Genomic DNA, 21,483 nt, shown 5'->3' with positions numbered 1-21,483 from the left:
ACAAAAGATTCATCATGGCAGGAATCCTGGCTGTAAGTCTAAGCTCATGCATAGGCTACAAGGAGCCTACCCAAGAAAATATAAATCAGTTGAAGGAAAACAGTGAAATAGCCTCTCATATTACCATTCCGGATGACTGGATTTTTGACCGAAATGCTAATTCAAGATCTCTTTCTTATGATTGGATTACGGATCTTAAGACACCTCAACTGGAAGCACTTATCAATGAAGGGATGCAGTATAATTCTGATATTATTATTGCTAAGGAAAACCTCAATCAGATTGAACTGGCGATGGAAATTGCAGGAACTAATCTTTATCCCAGTGTGAGTGCGGTTGCCAATACATCCAATAATCTGGTGAGTGAAAGCCAGATCAGCCGTCTCGCACTGAAAGCCAGCTGGGAAATTGATTTATGGGGTAAAAATAAGTCTGCGCAAATGGTCGGTACCAGCGATTATTTTTCTGCCAAGCATAAAAACACCCTGTTACATCAGTCTATTGCTGCTATGATTGCAAAGGCGTATTATCTCAATATTACCGGAAACATTCAGGAGCAAATGATTGAAGGGTATATTCAGAAAACGAAAGAGCTGGAAAAATTATATGGTATTCAGAAAAAAGTGGGAACTGCCAATGCTCTTGACTTATCTAATATCTCTGCAGAAATTATTTCTTTGCAGGGATATCTTGAAAAAATCAGAAACGCCAACATGCAATCCAGAAGATCTCTTGAGCTGCTGACCGGAAAATATCCTGAAGGAAAATTAACAACACAGCGTTTTTTTAATCCTGTACAACATAATATCCCTTCTTCTTTTCCTTTGGAGCTTTTAGAAAGCAGATCAGACATACAGGCTTATCATTTTCAGATAGAAAAGGCTTTTTATGAGGTTCAGCAGGCTAATGCAGCAAGACTTCCTTCTCTTACCATAAGTTCTTCACTAGGGACTGCCGGCAGTAATGTAGAATCTATTAATTCATTATTTACGAATCCTTTACTGAGAGTAGGTGGTGGGTTAGTTTCTCCTATTTTCAATAGTGGAAAGCTTAAAAAGAATGTAGAAATAAAAAATTCCCAGCAAAAACAGACTGTTGAAGAGTATTCAAAAGCAGTTCTGAATGCGTTAAATGAAGTGGAATCATCATTAGCAAACCTGAATTCTATTGAAAAGCAGAGCGGTTTTAACCGTAAAGCCATCAATGAACTGAAAAAAAATATCAGCCTCACTGAAAAACAAATTAAGGTAGGAACCAATAACAGTTTCATGCTGATCCGTAAGCAACGGGATCTTCTTAAAAATGAGATAAATCTTATCAACCTGGAACTTCAGGATAAAATGGAACGCATCAATCTTTATATGGCTCTGGGCGCACAAAACTTCATTTTTTCATAATTTTGTACAGAAAGACAACGAATTAATATTCGCTGTCTTTTTTTGTTTTATATGTTCATTGAACTACAAAACATTGACACTTAAGTTTTTGAAAATCTACGATTATCAGTAATGAATATAAGTGTTAATGTGGCAGTTTATCTCGGAAATATCCATATACCCAGGTTCCGGCAATGGCACTTAAAAGGGTAACAGACACTGCCAAAGCTCCGGTTCCGATTTGGGCAAAAAGTGGTCCCGGGCAGGCTCCGGTAATCGCCCAGCCAAAACCGAAAATCAATCCACCATAAATCTGACCTTTATTGAACTTTTTAGGGGTTAATGTAATGGGATCTCCGTGGATTGTTTTGATATTGAATTTCTTAATCAGCCCTACTGAAACCATTCCTACCAAAACAGCACTTCCGATAATTCCATACATGTGAAACGATTGCAGACGGAACATTTCCTGAATCCTGAACCAACTGATAACCTCAGCTTTTACGAAGATTATTCCAAATATGATTCCCGCTGCCAGATATTTTAAATGGTAATACCATGGATGATTTAGTGTACTTTCATTGACACAAACAGCATCCTGATGGCGGATATTTTGTTCTTGTTCTTTTAACATTGATTTGATTCTTAAAAAATTAAACTTATAAGGAAAGGATCATCGGCAGAATAATGTTGGCCATTAGAAATCCACCTATCATGAAGCAAACAGTAGCTATCAAAGAAGGCCATTGCAGATTGGAAAGCCCCATAATGGCATGGCCGCTGGTACATCCACCTGCATATCGGGTTCCAAAGCCTACTAAAAATCCACCTACTACCATCATGATAAATCCTCTTAAAGTAAAAAGACTTTCAAAATTCATGAGCTGAGCCGGAACCAGATTGGTATAATCTGTAATTCCGTAGCCGGCCAGCTCGGTTTTCAGATCTGGATTAACAGTAATTTCCGATGGATTCAGTAGAAAATTGGCTGCTATCATTCCTCCCAAGAAAATTCCCAATACGAAAAACAGGTTCCAGGCTTCTTTTTTCCAGTCATATTTAAAAAAGTTGACATTGACAGGTATACAAGCTGCACAGATGTGTCTCAGCGAGGAACTGATTCCAAAGGATTTATTACCCATTATCAGTAAGGCAGGAACAGTTAATCCAATTAAAGGTCCCGCAATATACCATGGCCACGGTTCTTTTATGATCTCCAACATATCTATTTTATTATTATTTTAAAACTTTAGTTTGACAGACAAAATCACTTTTGGAAACTCCTGTAGAAGCAATGGCATTAAAACCGCCTTCAATTTCTGTAAAGTTTCTGTATCCTCTTGCCTGAAGAATACTGGCTGCCATCATACTTCTGTATCCGCCGGCACAATGAAGATAGAAATGTTCCTCTGTCCGGATTTCATCAATCCATTCATTAATATAAGCCAAAGGTTTGCTGTAAGCTTCATTTACGTGTTCAGCAGCATATTCACTTTCTTTCCTTACATCAATAATTTTAACTTCTCTACCTTCTATCTCTCTTTCAAATTGTCCTGCAGAAATACGGTTTACAGAATCAGTTTCTTTTCCACTGTTCTTCCAAGCATCAAAACCACCATTTAAAAAGCCCAGAATATGATCGAACCCTACTCTGCTTAATCTGGTTACCGCTTCTTCTTCATCTCCGGGGTTTGTGACTAACAGAATAGGCTGATTTACATCTCCAATCAAGGCTCCTACCCATGGTGCAAAATCACCATCCAATCCTATATTGACTGATTGCGGAATAAATCCTCCAGCAAATTCACCATTATTTCTAACATCCAAAATCAAGGCTCCGGAAGCTTCTGCTACTGCTTCAAACTTCTCAGGCGTAAGAGTCTGTAATCCTTTAGACAATACTTCATCAAAGCTATGATATCCTTTTTTATTCATCATCACATTCATTCCAAAATAGGCAGGCGGTGGTAAAAGTCCATCTGTTACAGCCTTAATAAAGTTTTCTTTGTTGTTCTGATTAAGAGCATAGTTTGTTTTCTTCTGGTTCCCTAATGTATCAATTGTTTCCTTCTGCATATTTTTACCACATGCAGAACCTGCTCCATGGGCAGGATATACGGTAATATCGTCATTTAAAGGTAATATTTTATGGTATAAACTATCATATAGCAATCCCGCAAGTTCTTCCTGCGTCATATCCGTCGCTTTCTGGGCAAGATCAGGACGACCAACATCTCCCAGAAATAAGGTATCTCCGCTGAAAAGTGCTTTTTCATTTCCCTCTTTATCAATCAGCAGATAACAACTACTTTCCAATGTATGTCCGGGTGTATGAAGTACTTTTATCTTGATATCTCCAATTTCAAATATCTCGCCATCTTCTGCAATGATGGTCTCAAATTCAGGTCTTGCAGTGGGTCCGTAAACGATTGGAGCATTTGTTTTTTTGCTTAAATCTAGATGACCACTGACAAAATCTGCATGAAAATGGGTTTCAAAAATATATTTTAACTGCACTCCATCTTTTTCTAACCTTTCCACATAAGGCTGGGTTTCCCTTAAAGGATCGATAATGGCAGCTTCTCCGGCTGAAGTAATATAGTATGCTCCCTGAGCCAAACATCCTGTATAAATCTGTTCTATTTTCATCTTATTTTATTTTTGAATTTGTTTTCTTATACAAAGTTCCCTTTTTCTGTTTTCTCCTACAGTTACTTTTGTTACACAAGCAAGTTTAAAGAAATATTTCCCTGGTAATAATGTAAATTCCCATCACCAGAATAAACCATCCGAATGCCGGTTTCAGTTTTTTACCATCAATCTTTTTTGAAATCTTTGAGCCTATGATAATCCCAATGACAGCAATAGCTGTAATAGAGAGCAATAAATTCCATTCTACTTTTACATGGTTGATGGATGAAGAGAAGCCAATCAGAGAGTTTAAAGAAATAATAACCAGTGAAGTTCCTATCGCAGTTTTCACCGGAACTTTTAAAAGGTTAACCAATGCAGGGATAATCATAAAACCTCCTCCTGCCCCCACCAACCCAGTTAAAACACCTACTATTGCTCCTTCTCCGGCAGCCAGCAGAGCTTTATTGCTATTAAAATCACTTCCATCCATATCTTCGGAAATCTTACCCTTAATCATTTTATAGGAGGCAAGAATCATCAAAACGGCAAAAATCAACAGCAGAAAAATATTTTTAGTTACTATAAAGCTTTTTATCCTGAGAAGGTCTTCCGGAATGAGAGGTAACAGATACATTCTGGTTAGAAAAATTGAAATAACAGAGGGTACTCCAAATATCAGAGCCATTTTAAAATCAACCAATCCTTTTTTAAAATAGGTTATTGAACCTACGGCACTACTTATCCCCACAATAAAAAGAGAATATTCTGTAGCCAGCAGGGTATCAATTCCAAAAAGATACACCAATACGGGGACAGTCAGAATACTTCCACCACCACCAATTAGACCTAAAGAAACACCAATTAAAACGGATGCTGCATATCCTATAATTTCCATTTGTTCAACTATTATAATGCAAAAATGGAATTGTTTGAGAAGAACTACAGCTACTTTTGTTACATAAGGATTGACAACCTTCCGGAGGGGAATATGAGTGTTTATTAACCGGAATTTAGAAAAGAGAAGAGAAATTGTAATTAATTGGTAGATTTCAGAAGAGTGATTTTGTTTCTACCCAGTTTTAGTCTGCCGTCTTCTTCAAGCTGCTTCAGAAGCCTTGATACCACCACTCTGGCGGTTCCCAATTCGTTGGCGAGTTGCTCATGAGTAGTATTTATAGTATTAGAATTGGTAAGTTCCGCTTTTTTGTGGAGAAGATTCAGGAGTCTTTCATCTACTTTTTTGAAGGCAATGGCGTTGATAATATCAAGTAATTCTTCAAAGCGTTTGTGATAAAGTCTGAAAATATAATCCAGCCATTCCGGATGTTCTTTGATGAATAATGCAACCTTATCTATCGGAAGGAAAAGAATTTCAGCGTCTTCTTCTATTTCTGCTTTTACAATACTTTTTTCATGGTGCATTCCCCCCAGAAAAGACATGATACAGCTCTCCCCTGCTTTAATATAATACAACAGGATCTCGCGTCCATCTTCTTCGGTTCGGATCACCTTCATCATCCCTTTCATTACAATGGGAATGGAACGTATGGAAGCGTTTTCATCTAAAATAATATCTCCTTCATGATAATTTTTAGTGATTCCGTACTGATAGAGTTTTTCTACCAGATCTGGTGAAGAAGAAAATTCTGAAGAAAGTATGGTATCCTGCATGTTGTTTAATTGAATAGGGCTAATTTACGCCAATTTCATCAATAAACAGCCACGCTTTAGAATCAGCACCGGGATTCCCTGCTGGGATAATTCCTGCATTTTCAATCATAACCTTCAGATATTTTGCATTTTGCTTACCTAGTTTCAATTGTATTTTTCCTTTGGTATTTTGAATGTCTTCCTTTCCTATTTCTTTGATGATTTTAAAATCTTTGTTGTCGTCAGAAACAAAAATTTTAGCAGATTTTGCAAGATGAATCCAACTTCCTTTATTTTCCAAGGTATTAAAATAGATTTCTGAAAAGTCGGTTTTCTGACCAAAATCAATGGTTGCCACTACATCTTTTCCCTGAAAGCCCAGCCATGTTTTGCCCAGCTTCTTTACATTTCCGATAATTCCGTCTACCAACGTAAAAGCTCCACCGAAGGAGTAATTTTCACTTGGCTGCTGTTCAAGGGTAATCTTTTTTCCTGTTGATTTCGATATGGTAAACTCTTGTGAAGAAACTGCACTTTTCAATTGTCCATCTTCAAAATAAGCAGATTTAACCGTTAAAGAATTTGGGATGGAAAGAGAACCTTGATAGGTCTTGGAATTAATCGTTGGAACAGTTCCGTCTAAAGTATATCTGATTCCTTTTGAATTCTGTGAAGTAGAAAGTTCGTAGGCAATTCCGTTATTTGAAGGAATTACTTTTCCTGAGATATTATAGATACTTTTCGCGTAGTTAACATTCATTTTGTCCAGTATTTTGAAATGGCTGATAACTCTGTTTTCAAAATCTTTATAGTTTTTAGGATCTGAAGTACCCCATCCAACTTCGGAAAGCGCCATCAATCTTGGAAAAATCATATACTGCACCTGTTTGAAATCCAGAATATATTCAGTCCATAGATTGGCCTGAACGCCTAGAATATATTGAGCCTGTTCAGCATTTAATTCTGCAGGAATTGGGTTATAAGAATATACTTTATCCAATGGGGTAAATCCGCCAAATGCATTAGGTTCAGACTGTGGATCTCCCTGATAATGGTCAAAATAACAGTAAGCTCCAGGTGTCATCACAGCAAAATGTTTTGCTTTTGCTGCTTCAATTCCACCGTTTACTCCAGTCCAGCTCATTACAGTGGCATTAGGGGCCAATCCTCCTTCCAGGATTTCATCCCAACCAATGATTTTTCGTCCTTTACTATTGATATACTTTTCAACCCTTTGAATGAAATAGCTTTGCAACCCGTGTTCATCCTTCAGATTATTCTTTTTAATTAATTCCTGACAATGGGTACATTCTTTCCATCTTGTTTTAGGACATTCATCCCCTCCGATATGAATATACTGTGACGGAAATAATTGCATAACCTCATCCAAAACATTTTCCAGAAATTTAAAGGTCTCATCTTTAGGACAGAAAACATCATCAAAAACGCCCCATTTCGTAGCAGATTCAAAAGGACCTTTGGTGCAGGCCAATTCCGGATAAGCAGACAAAGCTGCGAGGGCATGGCCAGGCATTTCAATTTCCGGAACCACTGTTATATGTCTTTCCTTGGCATATTTCACAACGTCTTTGATCTGTTCCTGAGTATAAAAATAAGGGCCATATGGTTTTCCATCGAAGGTATTATCCACGTAAGCTCCTATCATTGATTCTTTACGCTTTGCGCCTATCTGAGTAAGCTTAGGATATTTTTTAATTTCAATTCTCCATCCCTGATCATCGGTTAAATGCCAGTGAAAAGTATTCAGTTTATACATCGCCAGATAATCAATATACTGTTTTACCTCATCTACGGTGAAAAAGTGACGACAGACATCAAGATGCATTCCGCGCCATGCAAATTTAGGTTGATCTTCGATCTTCATAGCAGGGATTTTCCCAACTTCCTTATATTGCTCTATCATTTGAATAACTGTCTGAAGGGCCAGAAAACGACCTTGCTCTGTATAAGACTGAATAGCAATACCTCTGGATGAAATTTCAATCGCGTATTTTTCTTTTTTCTGCTCTTCTGTTAAAGGCATTATTGATGGCGGAAACAATCCGAATACTAAATGGGCTTCATCTTTTTTGCCGTATTTAAACTTAGTAAAGTGTTTTTTGATATATCCTTCTTCTTTTAAAGGTTTTCCTTCCAATATAAAGGTTTCAGGAATGATAAATTCTCCATTTAAAAATTCAACTTTCTGAGGATAAGGAATGAGATTCAATTTATCTTGAGCCAATACTAGGTTTGAAAGCAACACAAAAAATACTAAAAAGGTTCGTACCATTGGATGGGGTTAAAGTTTTAGCTAATATACTTATTTTCCAATACTTTTAAATGGTTCAGATTCTATATTTAACCCTAAAGGAAATCATTATTGAGCCGCTTGAAAAATGACAGAATTAGTGGTAAAAAAAACCATTCCCTTTTTCTGAAAGACTATTAATTTCCATCAATAACCCAATCATTGCATAAGATTTATTTAACTTTAAAATAAATTAGAAATCAAACATTTACATCAACAATATCCTCTTTTTTAAATTCAGAAAAAAATTATGGTTTATTTTTTGATAAGCTTACGTCACTTACAAGATTAAACATCTAAATTTGTAAAAAAATACAATGAGAAAAAGCATTTTTATAACAGCCGGATTATTCCTTTCAATTTCTACACAGGCACAACTTCTTGATATTTTAAAATCAACGGTTAAAGACAAAACAGGAATTGATCTTAACAATCCACAGGCTACTAAAGGTTCCACAGCCGCTACTACAACAAACACGACCACAACAAATCCCATTTCTACTTCAACAAAAACGTCTCCTCTTAATGTTGGAAACCTTACCTCAACTCAGATTTCTTCCGGATTAAAAGAAGCTTTAAGTGTAGGAGTAACGGATGGAGTGAAGAAACTGGCTTTAACAGACGGTTTTCTGAAAAATGAAGCTGTAAAAATCTTAATGCCTGAAAAATTAAGAAAGGTTGATATGACTTTACGTTCTGTAGGATTGGGCAGTCTGGCTGATGAAGGCGTAAAATTATTAAACAGAGCAGCAGAAGATGCTGTAACGGAAGCGGCACCTATTTTCACCAATGCCATTACTTCTATGACAATCACTGATGCTAAAAATATTCTGTTAGGGAATAATAATGCGGCAACAAGCTACCTGCAAAGTAAAACCCAGAGCCAATTATTTACCGCTTTTCAGCCCAAAGTAAAGGCTTCTTTAGGAAAAGTAGGTGCTGATGCGGTTTGGAAAAACCTGATTTCAAAATATAACACTTTTACAGGACAATCTGTAACTACTGATCTTAATGAATATGTGACTACAGAAACCATCAATGGAGTATTCAAAATGGTAGCTGATAAAGAAAGCGGAATCAGAAATACACCGGCTATGAGAACAACAAGCATATTGCAGAAGGTTTTCGGAGCGCAGGATGCTAATAGATAAATTAAAGTTAAAAAGAATATAAAAGGTTGTTTCATACGGGAAGCAACCTTTTTATTTATATCTTAAATAGATTTTAAGTGAGTAAAGACGGAGACCAATCTGCTGATTAAGATGTATGATATTCGCCACTAATAAAAATCTGTGTAATCTCCAGAATCTGCGAGAGAAAATAATTGTTTTCAAAGGGATTCTTCATTCCGCGTAGCTTCATCCAGAATGACAGAAAAACTACTGGTAAAAATAAAAAAAACCTTGCCATTGACAAGGTTTGTATTGTATTAAAATTGCATTTCAGGAATTTCACCTTCAATGATAAGGTCTGCTTCTGTTGCTTTGATAATATCTTCTACTGAAACTCCCGGCGCTCTTTCCAGCAGTTTGAACCCTTTTGGAGTTACTTCCAATACGGCTAATTCAGTAACCACTTTTTTCACACAGTTTACTCCCGTTAAAGGCAGTGTACATTTTTTAAGGATCTTGCTTTCTCCGGCTTTATTTACGTGCATCATGGCAACGATAATATTTTCTGCAGAGGCTACCAGGTCCATAGCTCCCCCCATTCCTTTCACCATTTTTCCCGGAATTTTCCAGTTGGCAATATCTCCATTCTCGGAAACCTCCATTGCTCCAAGAATGGTAAGATCTACTTTCTGTCCACGAATCATCCCAAAACTAAAAGCAGAATCGAAGAACGAACCTCCTTCTAAAATAGTAATGGTTTGTTTTCCGGCATTGATGATATCTGCATCTTCTTCTCCTTCGAAAGGGAAAGGTCCCATTCCCAACACTCCATTTTCACTCTGGAATTCTACGGAAATACCTTCCGGAACATAGTTGGCAACCAAAGTAGGAATTCCGATTCCCAGGTTTACATAATAACGATCTCTCAGTTCTTTTGAAATTCTTTTGGCAATTTGTTCTTTTGTAAGCATAATTAAAACTTAGACTGCAATTTAATTATTTTCAGCCGAATACAAAAGGGGTTTATCGGGCAGGAAGTTGGAAGCAGGAGGCTGGAGGTTAGTATTGGTCAAAAAACTACCATACTATTCTTCATTTAGATTAAAAAAAAACAGAGTTACTTATATACTTTATAATTTCATTCTTCCGTCATCCAGTGTCAAATCTTCCTCAACAACAGATCATTGTCATTAATAATTAACATCGTTAGTAAAAATAATATCATTAATTTTGCCTCATTATTTACTAGAATGAAGATACTTTTAAAATACCTTAAACCTTATCAGTGGCTGATTATCATCTCTTTGCTATTGGCCACCATTAACCAGGTTTTCTCTTTATTTGCTCCTGCAATTACAGGGAATATTTTGGACCAGCTGGTCACCCATCCTAATTTCTTTGACAAGGAAAAACTGTTACCCAGAAATATAGATGAATACCTTTATGGAACTTCAATATACCATGGAGCTTTCTATTTCTTAGGTTTACTTATCGGAACTGCAATGGTGAGCAGAATTGCCAAAGCTTTTCAGGATTATGTAGTGAGTGTTATTACTCAAAAATTTGGGGCGAAGATCTTTACAGACGGTCTAAAACATTCAATGGCATTGCCTTATCAGGAATTTGAGGACCAGAGAAGTGGAGAAACTTTATCTATTTTAACCAAAGTAAGAGAGGATTCAGTTAAGTTTATTACCAATTTCATTAATATTTTCTTTGGGATTCTGGTAAGCATTATTTTCGTTTCGGTGTATGCTATCCGTCTACATTGGTCGATTATGCCAGTATATATTTGTGGAATTTTTCTGATTGCTTTTATCACTAATTTATTGAGTAAAAGAATTAAAGTCATTCAGAAGAATATTGTTTCTGAAACAACTGCATTAGCCGGAAGTACTACGGAAAGTCTTAGAAATATAGAGATTGTAAAGAGTTTAGGCTTAACCAACCAGGAAGTTAAACGACTGAATAACAACACCTATAAAATTCTGGGACTTGAACTAAGAAAGGTAAAAAGCATTCGTTCTTTGAGTTTTATTCAGGGAACGATGGTTAATTTTCTTCAACAGATGATTACCCTGACGCTTTTGTATCTGATCTTTAAAAATGTTGTTACTCCGGGACAATACCTTTCCCTGATGTTTTATGGCTTCTTTATTTTCGGGCCTATGCAGGAGATCGGAAATATTATAATTTCGTACAGAGAAGCTGAAGCTTCACTTCAAAATTTCGACCGTTTAATGAAAAAGGATGTGGAGGAAAAACCACTTCATCCAAAGCAAATTGGTGCTATTGAAGAATTGGAATTCAAACATGTTTCTTTCAAGCATCAATCGGCTCAGTATAAAGCTTTGAATAATATTTCTTTTGATGTGAAAAATGGGGAAACCATTGCATTTGTAGGGCCAAGCGGATCTGGAAAAAGCACATTGGTAAAATTGTTGGTTGGACTTTACAGGCCTCAGGAAGGAAATATCTTTTACAATGATATTAACGGAAAAGAATTTGATTTTGATGAACTGAGAAATCAGATTGGATTTGTAACGCAGGATACTCAGCTTTTTGCAGGAACAATCAAGGAAAATCTTCTTTTTGTAAATCCTAAAGCTACTGAGCAGGAACTTACCGTTGCGTTGCAGAAATCGAGCTGTACCGGATTATTGGAAAGAGCTGAAAAAGGAATAGAAACCGTTATTGGTGAAGGTGGATTAAAGCTGAGTGGTGGTGAAAAGCAAAGAATTGCCATTGCAAGAGCACTTTTAAGAAAACCTCATCTATTGATTTTTGATGAAGCTACTTCCGCCCTGGACAGTATTACTGAGGAAGAAATCACCTCTACTATAAAGCAAATTTCAGAGGAAAGGGAACAAATTACCGTTCTGATTGCCCACCGATTAAGCACCATCATGCATGCAGATAAAATCTACGTACTGGAACGTGGTCAAATTGTAGAAACAGGTTCTCACGATCATCTGATTGCTGAAAAAGGGCTTTATTATGCCATGTGGAGACAGCAGATTGGAGAAAGGAAAACGACTGTATCTCAATCATAAAAACAATTAGCATAGTCAATTACATCCATCATCATTGGCGATGTTTATTTTTTCTTTATCTAGCAGGTTAAGTAGACATGGCAGATAATGAATCTATAAAAATCTGTGTAATCTACGGGAAATTTTCATCTTGAGATTCTTCATTCCGCGTTGCTTCATCCAAAATGACAGCACAAAAAATGGACCCTAAAAGAGCTAAATTTACTCAATAAAGAAAGCGCTGAAAATACATTCAGCGCTTTGTTATTCTCAATCGTAATCTTCAGAAATTTATTCTTTAGATCTAACGGTTCTTTGCTCTATTCTCTTTTCAAATTTTTCACCCTGAAAAATTCTTTGAATCATAATTCCCGGAATATGAATCTCGTTTGGATCTAATTCTCCGGGTTCTACTAATTCTTCTACCTCAGCAATGGTAATTTTTCCTGCACCAGCCATCGGGTGATTAAAGTTTCTGGCAGATCCTTTGAAAATAAGATTTCCGGCATGATCTCCTTTCCAGGCTTTTACAATAGAATAATCAGCGTCAAAAGCATGTTCTAAAATATGAGGTTTTCCTTTGAACTCTTTTACTTCTTTTCCTTCCGCCACTTCAGTTCCATAGCCTGCAGGAGTGTAGAAAGCTGGAATTCCAGCCTGAGCTGCTCTGCATTTTTCAGCTAATGTTCCCTGCGGAGTAAGTTCTACCTCCAGTTCTCCTGAAAGCATTTGTCTTTCAAATTCAGCATTTTCCCCTACATAAGAAGAGATCATTTTCTTGATTTGTCTTTTATGAAGCAATAGTCCCAACCCAAAGTCATCTACTCCGGCATTGTTTGAAATGCAGGTCAAATCTTTCACATCGCTTTCCACCAGGGCATTTATTGAATTTTCAGGGATTCCGCAAAGTCCAAACCCGCCTAGCATCAGCGTCATTCCATCTTTAATTCCTTCGATGGCTTCCTTTGCATTTTTTACTCTTTTATCTATCATGAAATATTAGATTTTTCTGTTGGCTAAATTTAATAAAAATTTATCGTATCTGTGATCATTGGAAAAAGATCCTGATCTCTATCCCATCCCGAATATTTATTTTCATATTAAAAAGATCACAGTCAGATTTTTACCGCTAAAAGTGAACAAACTGGTTCATTTTTTTCCATAAATCTCGTAAAATTGATTTATATTTGAAGGCTTAAATTCAAAAAACATCATTTTTTTAATCCTCGGATACAAACACAATATTAGTATAGAAATTATTTCCGGCAGTGTAATCACTGTCTCTTCAATGCTTTTACCTCTTGCTTTCATTCATATTGGTATTCAAAAGCAAATCATCACAAACTTAAAATCAGAACTTAATATAACATGAAAAAACTATTTACGTCAGCGTTACTTGCATTAGTACTCAGCATCAACGTATATGCACAAGAAAAAACTTATTTTGATGAAAACTGGGAAAAGACAACCCAAGAAAACATGGAATATTACCGTGAAACGTCTCCCAAAGGTAAACTTACTTTAATTAAAGATTTTTATAAGAACGGAACACTTCAAATGGAAGGTCTGGCTTCTGATACCACTCCAAGTAACGAAGTTTTTGACGGTAAAGTAACATGGTACACGCCTGAAGGAAAAGTAATGAGTGTTGTAACCTATTCTAACGGTAAACAAGTTGGAGTATCCCAATCTTATGACACTAAAGGCAGGCTGTTGGAGGATATGGTTTACAAGCCTGATGGTACTTTTTCAGGAAAAATGATCAGCTATAAAGATCCGGAAAATGAGTATTACTACAACACCTTTACTCTATATGAGAATTCCACTCCCACCCAAACCATTATTTATGATGAGGATATCAAAGGGATCAGAAGTGAAACTATTACCGGTAAAGACGGTAACTATGTCAATAAATATTATGGTGAAAAGGGGAAGTATATTGGCAGTCTCAGTTCTGAATCCAACAACGATGGAACACTGGTAGACTATTATTATAATCCGATGAGGATTTCCAAAATTGAAAAATACAAAAGCGACGGTACCGTCAAAGAAGGTGTTATCTATGCTAAAAGCGGAAAGGTTCTTCAGGAGCAGAAAAGAGGTAAAAAAGATGGTTCCAAAACCACGTATGATGAATCCGGAAAGATTATCGCAAACCTGACGTATCAATATGATAAGGAAAATGACACCTATACCCCTCTGGATGGTGAAGATTATCAATTCAGTTATGATTACAGCTATATTTCAACCATAGATGTTTATAAAGGAGGTTCACAGATTCTTAATAAGGATTTTGATGAAGAAGGAAAGCTTACTACAGAAAAGACTCTAAAGGACGGTTCTACTCAGGAGATTAAATATTATTCTCCTGATGGAAAACTAAGATCTACCTTAACTTATAAGGAAGATATGCCTTACAATGGTACCGCTTATGAAGGGCTTACTGAAATGCAGTATAAGGATGGTGTTCTGGTGAATACAAGAAACTACACTGAAGAGAAGAAGCTAAAGTTTGAGAAGAAGTTAAACACCAAGCAAAACGCTTACGATGCAACAGTCTATGACAATAAAGGTGCTATTTTGTACACGTATAACCAACCTGTAAATGAGGATGAGTACGATTACAGTTTTACAGGTCAGATTGTACAGTATATAAAAGGTAAGCCAGCGAACAAAGCTTCTGTAAAAGGAGGTATTCTTCAAAGTGGGAAAATCAGAATAAAAGATTATAGTGGGGCAAAAGAACTTGAACGCAGCGGAAAGTGGATTCTATTAAAAGTTTATAATGTAGACGGAAAACTTCTTCAGGATTCTAAAATTTTGGCTGATACTGGTGACGATTATTTATCTAGCGATAGCCAGACTATCATTCAGGAGGATCAGTTGTACAGTGATTTTGAATAATAAAATCATTTAAAGATATATAAAGCAGTTTCATTTTCGGAACTGCTTTTTTTAGGTTTAAAAACCTATGTTTTTTATTTCCCGCAGATTACACGAATTTCGCAGATATTTGTGGGAATTTGAACCATTAAGTTTTTTTAAGAGGTGAAGAAAAGTTAAGAGAAACAGCTAAAGCTATTTGTTTACCAGCATCTTAAATTCATCTTGGATGAAGCTTAAATTACCTTAAAATCTTTACTCTTCTTAATGTTTTTAAAACGCAAAGTTTGATGATTGATACTGAAATATTTTAAGGGAACTAAGAGGAATCAATTAGCATTGATTTGATGAAGCGAACGTTTTATTTATAATGATTTTATCTCGAGCGGATTGAGCGGATTTTGAAGATGTTTATGGAAAATCTATGGGGACCTGTATAATCTGTGGGAAAAAATATCAACTGAGCATAAACAAACAGGCTGTCATTTCTGACAGCCTGTTTTATTTGATTATGAAACTATTTGATTACTGGATAATCAGTTTTAAAGTAAATAGTTTTCTTGCGTGAACTTTTACAAAATATACTCCTTTCGGTAGACTTTCATTCACTAAAGAGAAGCGCTGGTTATGAATATTCTTTGATTCATATAGTAATTCTCCTGCTGCTGATACCAACTCAATTTTCTCGATTGGATAATCACTTTTAATGAAGGTGGGTTCACCTGGTTTTGTAGGGTTTGGATACAGAATTACATTTTTCTCTGTACTTTTTGCCTCCTCTACTCCCAAAGATCCCGAGCTTACCTGAAATTGTACTCTATTTGAAACTTCAGTATAAGAATCGTTGGTAAACATCACCATATAATAATTTCCTGGTGCGGTTGGCACACCGTTTACATTTCCTGTAATCGTTTTGGTGCCCTGTGTTACCCCATCAAAATAAGTATAAGAAACAAAGTTATCATCCGGTGTCTGAATATTCTGAGGATAGATTCCCAACCAGTCTTTAATGATTCCCGGAGAATCCGTCCATGAAGCGGTAATATTTTCACCTAATGAAAATACAGGCTTGTTGATCCATAATTCAGTAACGATATCTCCTACTTTAAAGAATACCTTTTCTCCAATTCCGTTATATCCGTCTTCCAGTAAGTACTGAGCATAATAATAACCTTTTGGAAGTCCTGTGAAATTAAGTGTTCCGGATGCAGTGGTTACGTAGCTCCATTTTATGGAATTTGTAGTGCCCGGAGTCTGTCCCATTTTATAAATTCCGATCCAGTCTTTCTGTAAACTTGGAGCATTCGTAAAATTGATGGTTACTGTTCCGCCTACCGGATAAGTGTCTGCTGTAGCCTGCAATTGGACCTTTGGACCTACATAGAAACTTTTTCTTGAAGCAATATCCGTATATCCGTTGTTGGCAAAAAAGCCTGCAAAATATTGACCTTTATTAGGCAAACCATTATTGAAAGTAGCTGTTCCTGCTGTTTGTCCGCTAGTATAAAGATAGGTCTGTGCAGTTGCAGCTCCTCCCGGTGTCTGTCCTTTTTTATAGATTCCTACCCAATCCTGCTGATTTCCAGGACCGCCAGTGAAAGTAGCAACAATAGGTTCATTTTGAGCATATTCCGTTTTATCTAAAGTAAATGTAGGATTCGAAACCACACTTCCTGTAATTTCAAACTGTTTAACATCACTCCAGTCGCTCCACTCAAGATTTCTGTCTCTGTAACGGGTTTTTACATAATAAGTTCCGTTCGGAATTGAGTTCGATGCTAAAGTTGCTTTTGTAATATCTACCCCTTCATTTAAGTTCTTGGTTTTATCAGGATTTCCGTTTCCGTCTTTTCCGAACCAGTTTTCAAAATCACGGTAGAATTCCTTTTCAATCACAGAAAAATCTGCTGCTTTACTAATTAAGAACTGAGTGGTGTTTAGAAGCTCTCCGTTAGATGATGAGAAAGCGCTTCCATTCAATGTTAAAGGCAAAGTAACTGGACCTGAGAATGTATTTATAACCGATGGTTTTGCCGGTTTTGACTGATTTTTATACCTATGGAATGAATCCACCAGTTCATTATTTTTCTTGGTATATTTTCCACCAATAGAATAACATTCTATATCTACTTTTCCGGTTGGAATATCTACTTCCACGATCTGATAAGTCCAATCCGTTAATGTTTTCTGAACATCATCAAAATCCTGTTCATTAGACATTCCCCAATACTGATCCCAAGCCGTTCCTCCTGAAATAATCTGATAATTAGGTGTATTTTTCAATTGCCCTCTGTGATACAAATGGTGGTGTGCTCCAACATGCATTAAATATTTATCAGAAGTTACCAAAAGTGGAACGGCATTGTTTCTTACCCACGTAGAAATATCTCCTACATACTGCTCTGCCTGATAAGGTCTGTGGCTTAATGAGATGATCCAGTCTACTGTAGGATCGTTATTTGCTTCATTTAAAACCTGTTGCAACCAAGTATGCTGGGCAGATCCAGTGTGTTCAGAACTTAAGCTGATAAACAATACATTCCCCGCCTGCTGAGCATAATAATTCTCGTTTCCTGAAGTAATGCCTTTATATCTGATCTCATCAATATAGAAATGTGCATAATAAGAATTCATTCCGAGAGTTCCATATGTCTCATGGTTTCCTACAGTTGTCTGGATTGGTAAATAAGGTGATAATTTGATATTCTTTTTAAAGTGAACATTCTCATAATGATCCAGTGTTCCTACATCCACCTGATCTCCTACCATAAAAGTAAGAGCAATATTATCGGATGGATCTGTATTGGCTCCGAATTTCTCTTTTAATTTTTTAAAAGCATTCAGGGTAAGACTGTCATATCTCGGTTCAGCCTTGATTTGATTATCTCCCATAATCAGGAAGCGGATCTTTCCATTGGCTGTTACAGGCTGCCCAGGTAAAGGAAGTGTTCTGAAATTGTAAACCGTAGATTCATTAGTTCCGGTTTTAATCTTATAATAGTACTTGGTATTCGGCTGCAGGTTGGCAATCTTCGCCGTGTGATAATAGTAATTATTGTTGTAGCCTGTATCTGAAAAGATATTGGTAGTACCGGTTACCGTTACATTCAGATTGGTTGGGGAATCCCCATAGATCACGGTTGTCTCGTTATCGGAAGCGGTCTTCCAATTGACGATCATGGAATTCGGAGTCGGGTTTTGAAGATAGGGGAACAAAACCTGTCCGAACGCCATCTGAGCCGCGAAACAAAAAAAGAAGAAATAATGTTTCATAATAGCTTAATTTTAAAATGACATATAGAGTTTTAATGTGTAAATCAATAATTTAAAAAAATCAGCACTCTGATTTTCATTTCGGGCAAAAGTAGATGTCCCATATAAACTCTGTCTGATGGAATCTTAAAGAATCTGTTAATTTTTTAATGAAATGGGAATGAAAAAATTATTGTTTTTAGCACATTAAATATTTGGTATATTCAAAAACTATTTTGTATATTTGCAGCCTGTTATTCAACCTCTGACGATAAGCGTGTAAGTTGCTTAGCTTTAACATTTTATTTTATTAATAATGGATTTATTAAAGTACGTACAAGACAAGTACATTGCGAAAAAAGAATTCCCTGAATTCAAAGCAGGTGATACAATTACTGTGTATTACGAAATTAAAGAAGGACAAAAGACTAGAACTCAGTTCTTCAAAGGAACAGTTATCCAATTAAGAGGTACTGGTTCTACAAAAACTTTCACAATCAGAAAAATGTCTGGTGATGTAGGTGTAGAAAGAGTATTCCCTATCAACATGCCTGCACTTCAGAAAATTGAGGTTGACAGAAGAGGTAGAGTTAGAAGAGCTAGAATCTATTACTTCAGAGATCTTAGAGGTAAAAAAGCGAGAATTAAAGACGCTGCTTACAAGAAGAAATAATTCAGACAACAATAAATGCAAAAGGAAGCTGTTTACATGTAAACAGCTTCCTTTTTTTATGAGTAATTTTCTTACTTATACTTTTGTCTTGAAACAAAAGTATGCAAAAGTTCAAGACTGGAATTATCCGCTAAAAATTGAAATGTACTCCTAAAATTTCCAAACTCGCATGGATCATTCGGTTCTGCTTCGATTAAAAATACTAGCCATGCTCAGACAATGGAAATTTCTTAACGGATTACATTGAAATTTTCTTAACGCTCCTAATTCCTAGGTCAGTCAAAATTCAGTTTACATTTACCATTAATATCTGTGAAAATCTGTGCTATCTGTAGTTAAATGAATGATGAGAATAATATTGATATTCAAATTCAATATTTGATTTGTTTTGCTACGTGAGAGATAGATGTTTATTTCATAACTTTTGTTTCTCCCGCCAGTTTTGTTATCCTGAAAGGATCTAAATCATACTTTCCTTTTTCGCTCTCCATACTTTTGTCTTGAAACAAAAGTATGCAAAAATTCAAGACTGGAATTATCCGCTAAAAATTGAAATGTACTCCTAAAATTTCCAAACTCGCATGGATCATTCGGTTCTGCTTCGATTCAAAAGATATCCCATGCTCAGACAGTGGAAATTTCTTAACGGATTACATTGAAATTTTCTTAACGCTCCTAATTCCTAGGTCAGTCAAAATTCAGTTTACATTTACCATTAATATCTGTGAAAATCTGTGCTATCTGTAGTTAAATGAATGATGAGAATAATATTGATATTCAAATTCAATATTTGATTTGTTTTGCTACGTTAGAGATAAACTTTTGTTTCTCCCGCTATACTTTTGTCTTGAAACAAAAGTATACAAAAGTTCAAGACTGGAATTATCCGCTAAAAATTGAAATGTACTCCTAAAATTTCCAAACTCGCATGGATCATTCGGTTCTGCTTCGATTAAAAATACTAGCCATGCTCAGACAATGGAAATTTCTTAACGGATCACATTGAAATTTTCTTAACGCTCCTAATTCCTAGGTCAGTCAAAATTCAGTTTACATTTACCATTAATATCTGTGAGAATCTGTATTATCTGTGGTTAATAATTAATGAATAATCAGCAATCAGCAATAAGTAATATTTAGTATTCTTAAAGATCTCTGATAGCCTTTGCGAAAAGATCCTAATATCATCCTATCCTTTTTTGTATGGTGTTCCTTTTCCGGTTTCCAGGAAGAGTTTCAAGCTGCCAAGGAATTGTACCCAACCATTGGAGCAGACATCATAACATTCAATATCTGGATTCAGTCCGAGATGGGTAACTTTTATTTGTGTATGTTCTCTATTTTGCTCTATTTCCCAAATGATGGTTGTTCCAATCCATTCTGTCTGATTCTTTAACTCAGGAAGGGCAATTAATGAGTCTTCTACATACCAGATCATTTTCGTATCAGGATTTGCTTCTTCCACCCGCATTGTTTTGTAAATATCAGCTCCGAATCTTATTGAGAACCTATCTCCCGCTTGTGCTGAAGATCCTTCAAATATTTCTGACCACCAGAGGGAAACCTGATGAGATAAGGCATTGTACGCTTTGTCTGCAGTGGTTTTTACTTCTATTGTGTTGGTGTAATCGTTCATGGTATCTATTTTAGTTTGCTTATATAATTTTATAGAAAGTATTTTTAAAAGGGCTATGCATAGGACAAGAAATATACTGATAAACAATGATTTAAGTTTAAATATCAGCTTACCCGTTCTTCATGAGATATTGCAATGGTGTGGAACCGGTGTGTTTTTTAAAAAATTCAATAAAGGCACTGTCTGAGGAGAAATCTAAGAGATGAGACACCTCCCCTATTGAGTTTCCGTCCACTAAAAGCTCTATCGATCGTTGAAGGCGCCATTGTTGTCTCCATTCCTGATAAGAAAGTCCGGTTTCTTTTTTAAAAATACGGGTGATTGTCTTTTCCACCGCTCCGGTTTCTTCCGCCAGATTTTTCAGCATAGGAGGCATAGAGGTTCTTGTTGTCCACTCTTCTACTACTCTCTTAAAACGTCTATCAATAGGCATTTTAAGCTCCAGCCTTTCTTCAGGAGCCTTTCCTATTTCGTCCCAGAATACATTTAAAAGGTTCTTCTGAGTAGTATTCAGAGCTGTCCATTCCCAGAAGCAGATTCTTTCAATAATTTCTTTTAACAAAGGGTTTACGTGCAAAACTCTAAGACTGGAACTCATATATTTCTCAGCATATTCACTGTCGAAATAAACAGATCTGTAGGCTACAATATTTCGGAAATTTACCCGGTGACTTTCATTAGCAGGAATCCACAACATTCTGAATGGCGGCAATACAAACTGCCGATCGGAAGTAGTTACCGTCATACAGCCGGAAGGTGCATACAACAGCTGCGCCTTTGTTTTGTGGTTATGAAATCCGGAATCATGCATGACCATATCGGAAGCAATTCCAATGACTTTTCCTTTCAGTGCATCAGCATCAAATTCTTCATTCTGTTGTAATACCGCCATGTCCTATTTTTGATACTTTTTGTTTTTATATC

Annotated in this window: 16 protein-coding genes; 5 read left to right on the top strand and 11 right to left on the bottom strand. The window is 36.2% G+C overall.

The annotated features are described in order from the left end of the window. Nucleotides 1-14 precede the first annotated feature (14 nt). Entirely contained in the window at nucleotides 15-1,397 is a 1,383-nt protein-coding gene (locus J2772_RS05745) for an efflux transporter outer membrane subunit (RefSeq protein ID WP_245365151.1), read from the top strand. Between the two features lie 124 nt (nucleotides 1,398-1,521). Here the strand turns inward: J2772_RS05745 and J2772_RS05740 are convergent, their stop codons facing one another. The 6 genes from J2772_RS05740 to J2772_RS05715 all read right to left on the bottom strand — a co-directional run bounded on the left by J2772_RS05740 (nucleotide 1,522) and on the right by J2772_RS05715 (nucleotide 7,953). Further along, complete coding sequence (locus J2772_RS05740) at nucleotides 1,522-2,010, bottom strand: DUF6691 family protein (protein WP_209914251.1); 489 nt, start codon at nucleotides 2,008-2,010, stop codon at nucleotides 1,522-1,524. Between the two features lie 25 nt (nucleotides 2,011-2,035). Then, nucleotides 2,036-2,599 (bottom strand): YeeE/YedE family protein, encoded by a 564-nt coding sequence (locus J2772_RS05735; RefSeq protein ID WP_209914248.1) that lies wholly within the window; start codon nucleotides 2,597-2,599, stop codon nucleotides 2,036-2,038. A gap of 13 nt (nucleotides 2,600-2,612) precedes the next feature. After that, nucleotides 2,613-4,025 carry an MBL fold metallo-hydrolase gene (locus J2772_RS05730; RefSeq protein ID WP_209914245.1) on the bottom strand — a complete coding sequence of 471 codons (1,413 nt, stop codon included), beginning with the start codon at nucleotides 4,023-4,025 and terminating at the stop codon, nucleotides 2,613-2,615. 85 nt (nucleotides 4,026-4,110) lie between these two features. Beyond that, the gene (locus J2772_RS05725; protein ID WP_209914242.1) at nucleotides 4,111-4,905 is read right to left on the bottom strand and encodes a sulfite exporter TauE/SafE family protein; all 795 of its coding nucleotides are present in this window, start codon (nucleotides 4,903-4,905) and stop codon (nucleotides 4,111-4,113) included. Nucleotides 4,906-5,045: 140 nt separating this feature from the next. Further along, entirely contained in the window at nucleotides 5,046-5,681 is a 636-nt protein-coding gene (locus J2772_RS05720) for a Crp/Fnr family transcriptional regulator (RefSeq protein WP_209914239.1), read from the bottom strand. A 19-nt stretch (nucleotides 5,682-5,700) separates the two neighbouring features. Then, nucleotides 5,701-7,953 carry a family 20 glycosylhydrolase gene (locus J2772_RS05715; protein ID WP_209914236.1) on the bottom strand — a complete coding sequence of 751 codons (2,253 nt, stop codon included), beginning with the start codon at nucleotides 7,951-7,953 and terminating at the stop codon, nucleotides 5,701-5,703. Nucleotides 7,954-8,288: 335 nt separating this feature from the next. On the opposite strand from J2772_RS05715, the gene J2772_RS05710 reads away from it, so the two are divergent. Then, nucleotides 8,289-9,122 (top strand): DUF4197 domain-containing protein, encoded by an 834-nt coding sequence (locus J2772_RS05710; RefSeq protein WP_209914234.1) that lies wholly within the window; start codon nucleotides 8,289-8,291, stop codon nucleotides 9,120-9,122. Between the two features lie 278 nt (nucleotides 9,123-9,400). Here J2772_RS05710 and J2772_RS05705 read toward each other — a convergent pair whose 3' ends face one another. Continuing rightward, nucleotides 9,401-10,054: a CoA transferase subunit B gene (locus J2772_RS05705; protein WP_045494942.1), complete on the bottom strand. Its 654-nt coding sequence runs from the start codon at nucleotides 10,052-10,054 to the stop codon at nucleotides 9,401-9,403. A gap of 279 nt (nucleotides 10,055-10,333) precedes the next feature. Between J2772_RS05705 and J2772_RS05700 the strand changes: the two genes are divergently transcribed. Next, on the top strand, nucleotides 10,334-12,136 hold the full coding sequence (locus J2772_RS05700) for an ABC transporter ATP-binding protein (RefSeq protein ID WP_209914231.1): 1,803 nt from the start codon (nucleotides 10,334-10,336) through the stop codon (nucleotides 12,134-12,136). Nucleotides 12,137-12,406: 270 nt separating this feature from the next. On the opposite strand, the gene J2772_RS05695 is transcribed toward J2772_RS05700, so the two are convergent. Then, nucleotides 12,407-13,108 carry a CoA transferase subunit A gene (locus J2772_RS05695; protein ID WP_209914228.1) on the bottom strand — a complete coding sequence of 234 codons (702 nt, stop codon included), beginning with the start codon at nucleotides 13,106-13,108 and terminating at the stop codon, nucleotides 12,407-12,409. A 375-nt stretch (nucleotides 13,109-13,483) separates the two neighbouring features. Between J2772_RS05695 and J2772_RS05690 the strand changes: the two genes are divergently transcribed. Next, complete coding sequence (locus J2772_RS05690; RefSeq protein ID WP_209914227.1) at nucleotides 13,484-15,019, top strand: membrane-binding protein; 1,536 nt, start codon at nucleotides 13,484-13,486, stop codon at nucleotides 15,017-15,019. A gap of 504 nt (nucleotides 15,020-15,523) precedes the next feature. Here the strand turns inward: J2772_RS05690 and J2772_RS05685 are convergent. Further along, complete coding sequence (locus tag J2772_RS05685; protein WP_209914223.1) at nucleotides 15,524-18,271, bottom strand: fibronectin type III domain-containing protein; 2,748 nt, start codon at nucleotides 18,269-18,271, stop codon at nucleotides 15,524-15,526. Between the two features lie 295 nt (nucleotides 18,272-18,566). On the opposite strand from J2772_RS05685, the gene rplS reads away from it, so the two are divergent. Next, complete coding sequence (rplS, locus tag J2772_RS05680; RefSeq protein WP_002980648.1) at nucleotides 18,567-18,923, top strand: 50S ribosomal protein L19; 357 nt, start codon at nucleotides 18,567-18,569, stop codon at nucleotides 18,921-18,923. 1,189 nt (nucleotides 18,924-20,112) lie between these two features. On the opposite strand, the gene J2772_RS05675 is transcribed toward rplS, so the two are convergent. Next, nucleotides 20,113-20,559 carry an SRPBCC family protein gene (locus J2772_RS05675; protein WP_209914220.1) on the bottom strand — a complete coding sequence of 149 codons (447 nt, stop codon included), beginning with the start codon at nucleotides 20,557-20,559 and terminating at the stop codon, nucleotides 20,113-20,115. A gap of 109 nt (nucleotides 20,560-20,668) precedes the next feature. Next, nucleotides 20,669-21,451 carry an AraC family transcriptional regulator gene (locus J2772_RS05670; protein WP_209914217.1) on the bottom strand — a complete coding sequence of 261 codons (783 nt, stop codon included), beginning with the start codon at nucleotides 21,449-21,451 and terminating at the stop codon, nucleotides 20,669-20,671. Nucleotides 21,452-21,483: the final 32 nt, after the last annotated feature.

The sequence above is a fragment of the Chryseobacterium jejuense genome (genome assembly GCF_017877355.1).
GTDB lineage: Bacteria > Bacteroidota > Bacteroidia > Flavobacteriales > Weeksellaceae > Chryseobacterium > Chryseobacterium jejuense_A.
Note: the sequence above shows the minus strand (reverse complement) of the source record. Positions and strands in the feature narration are given on the sequence as shown.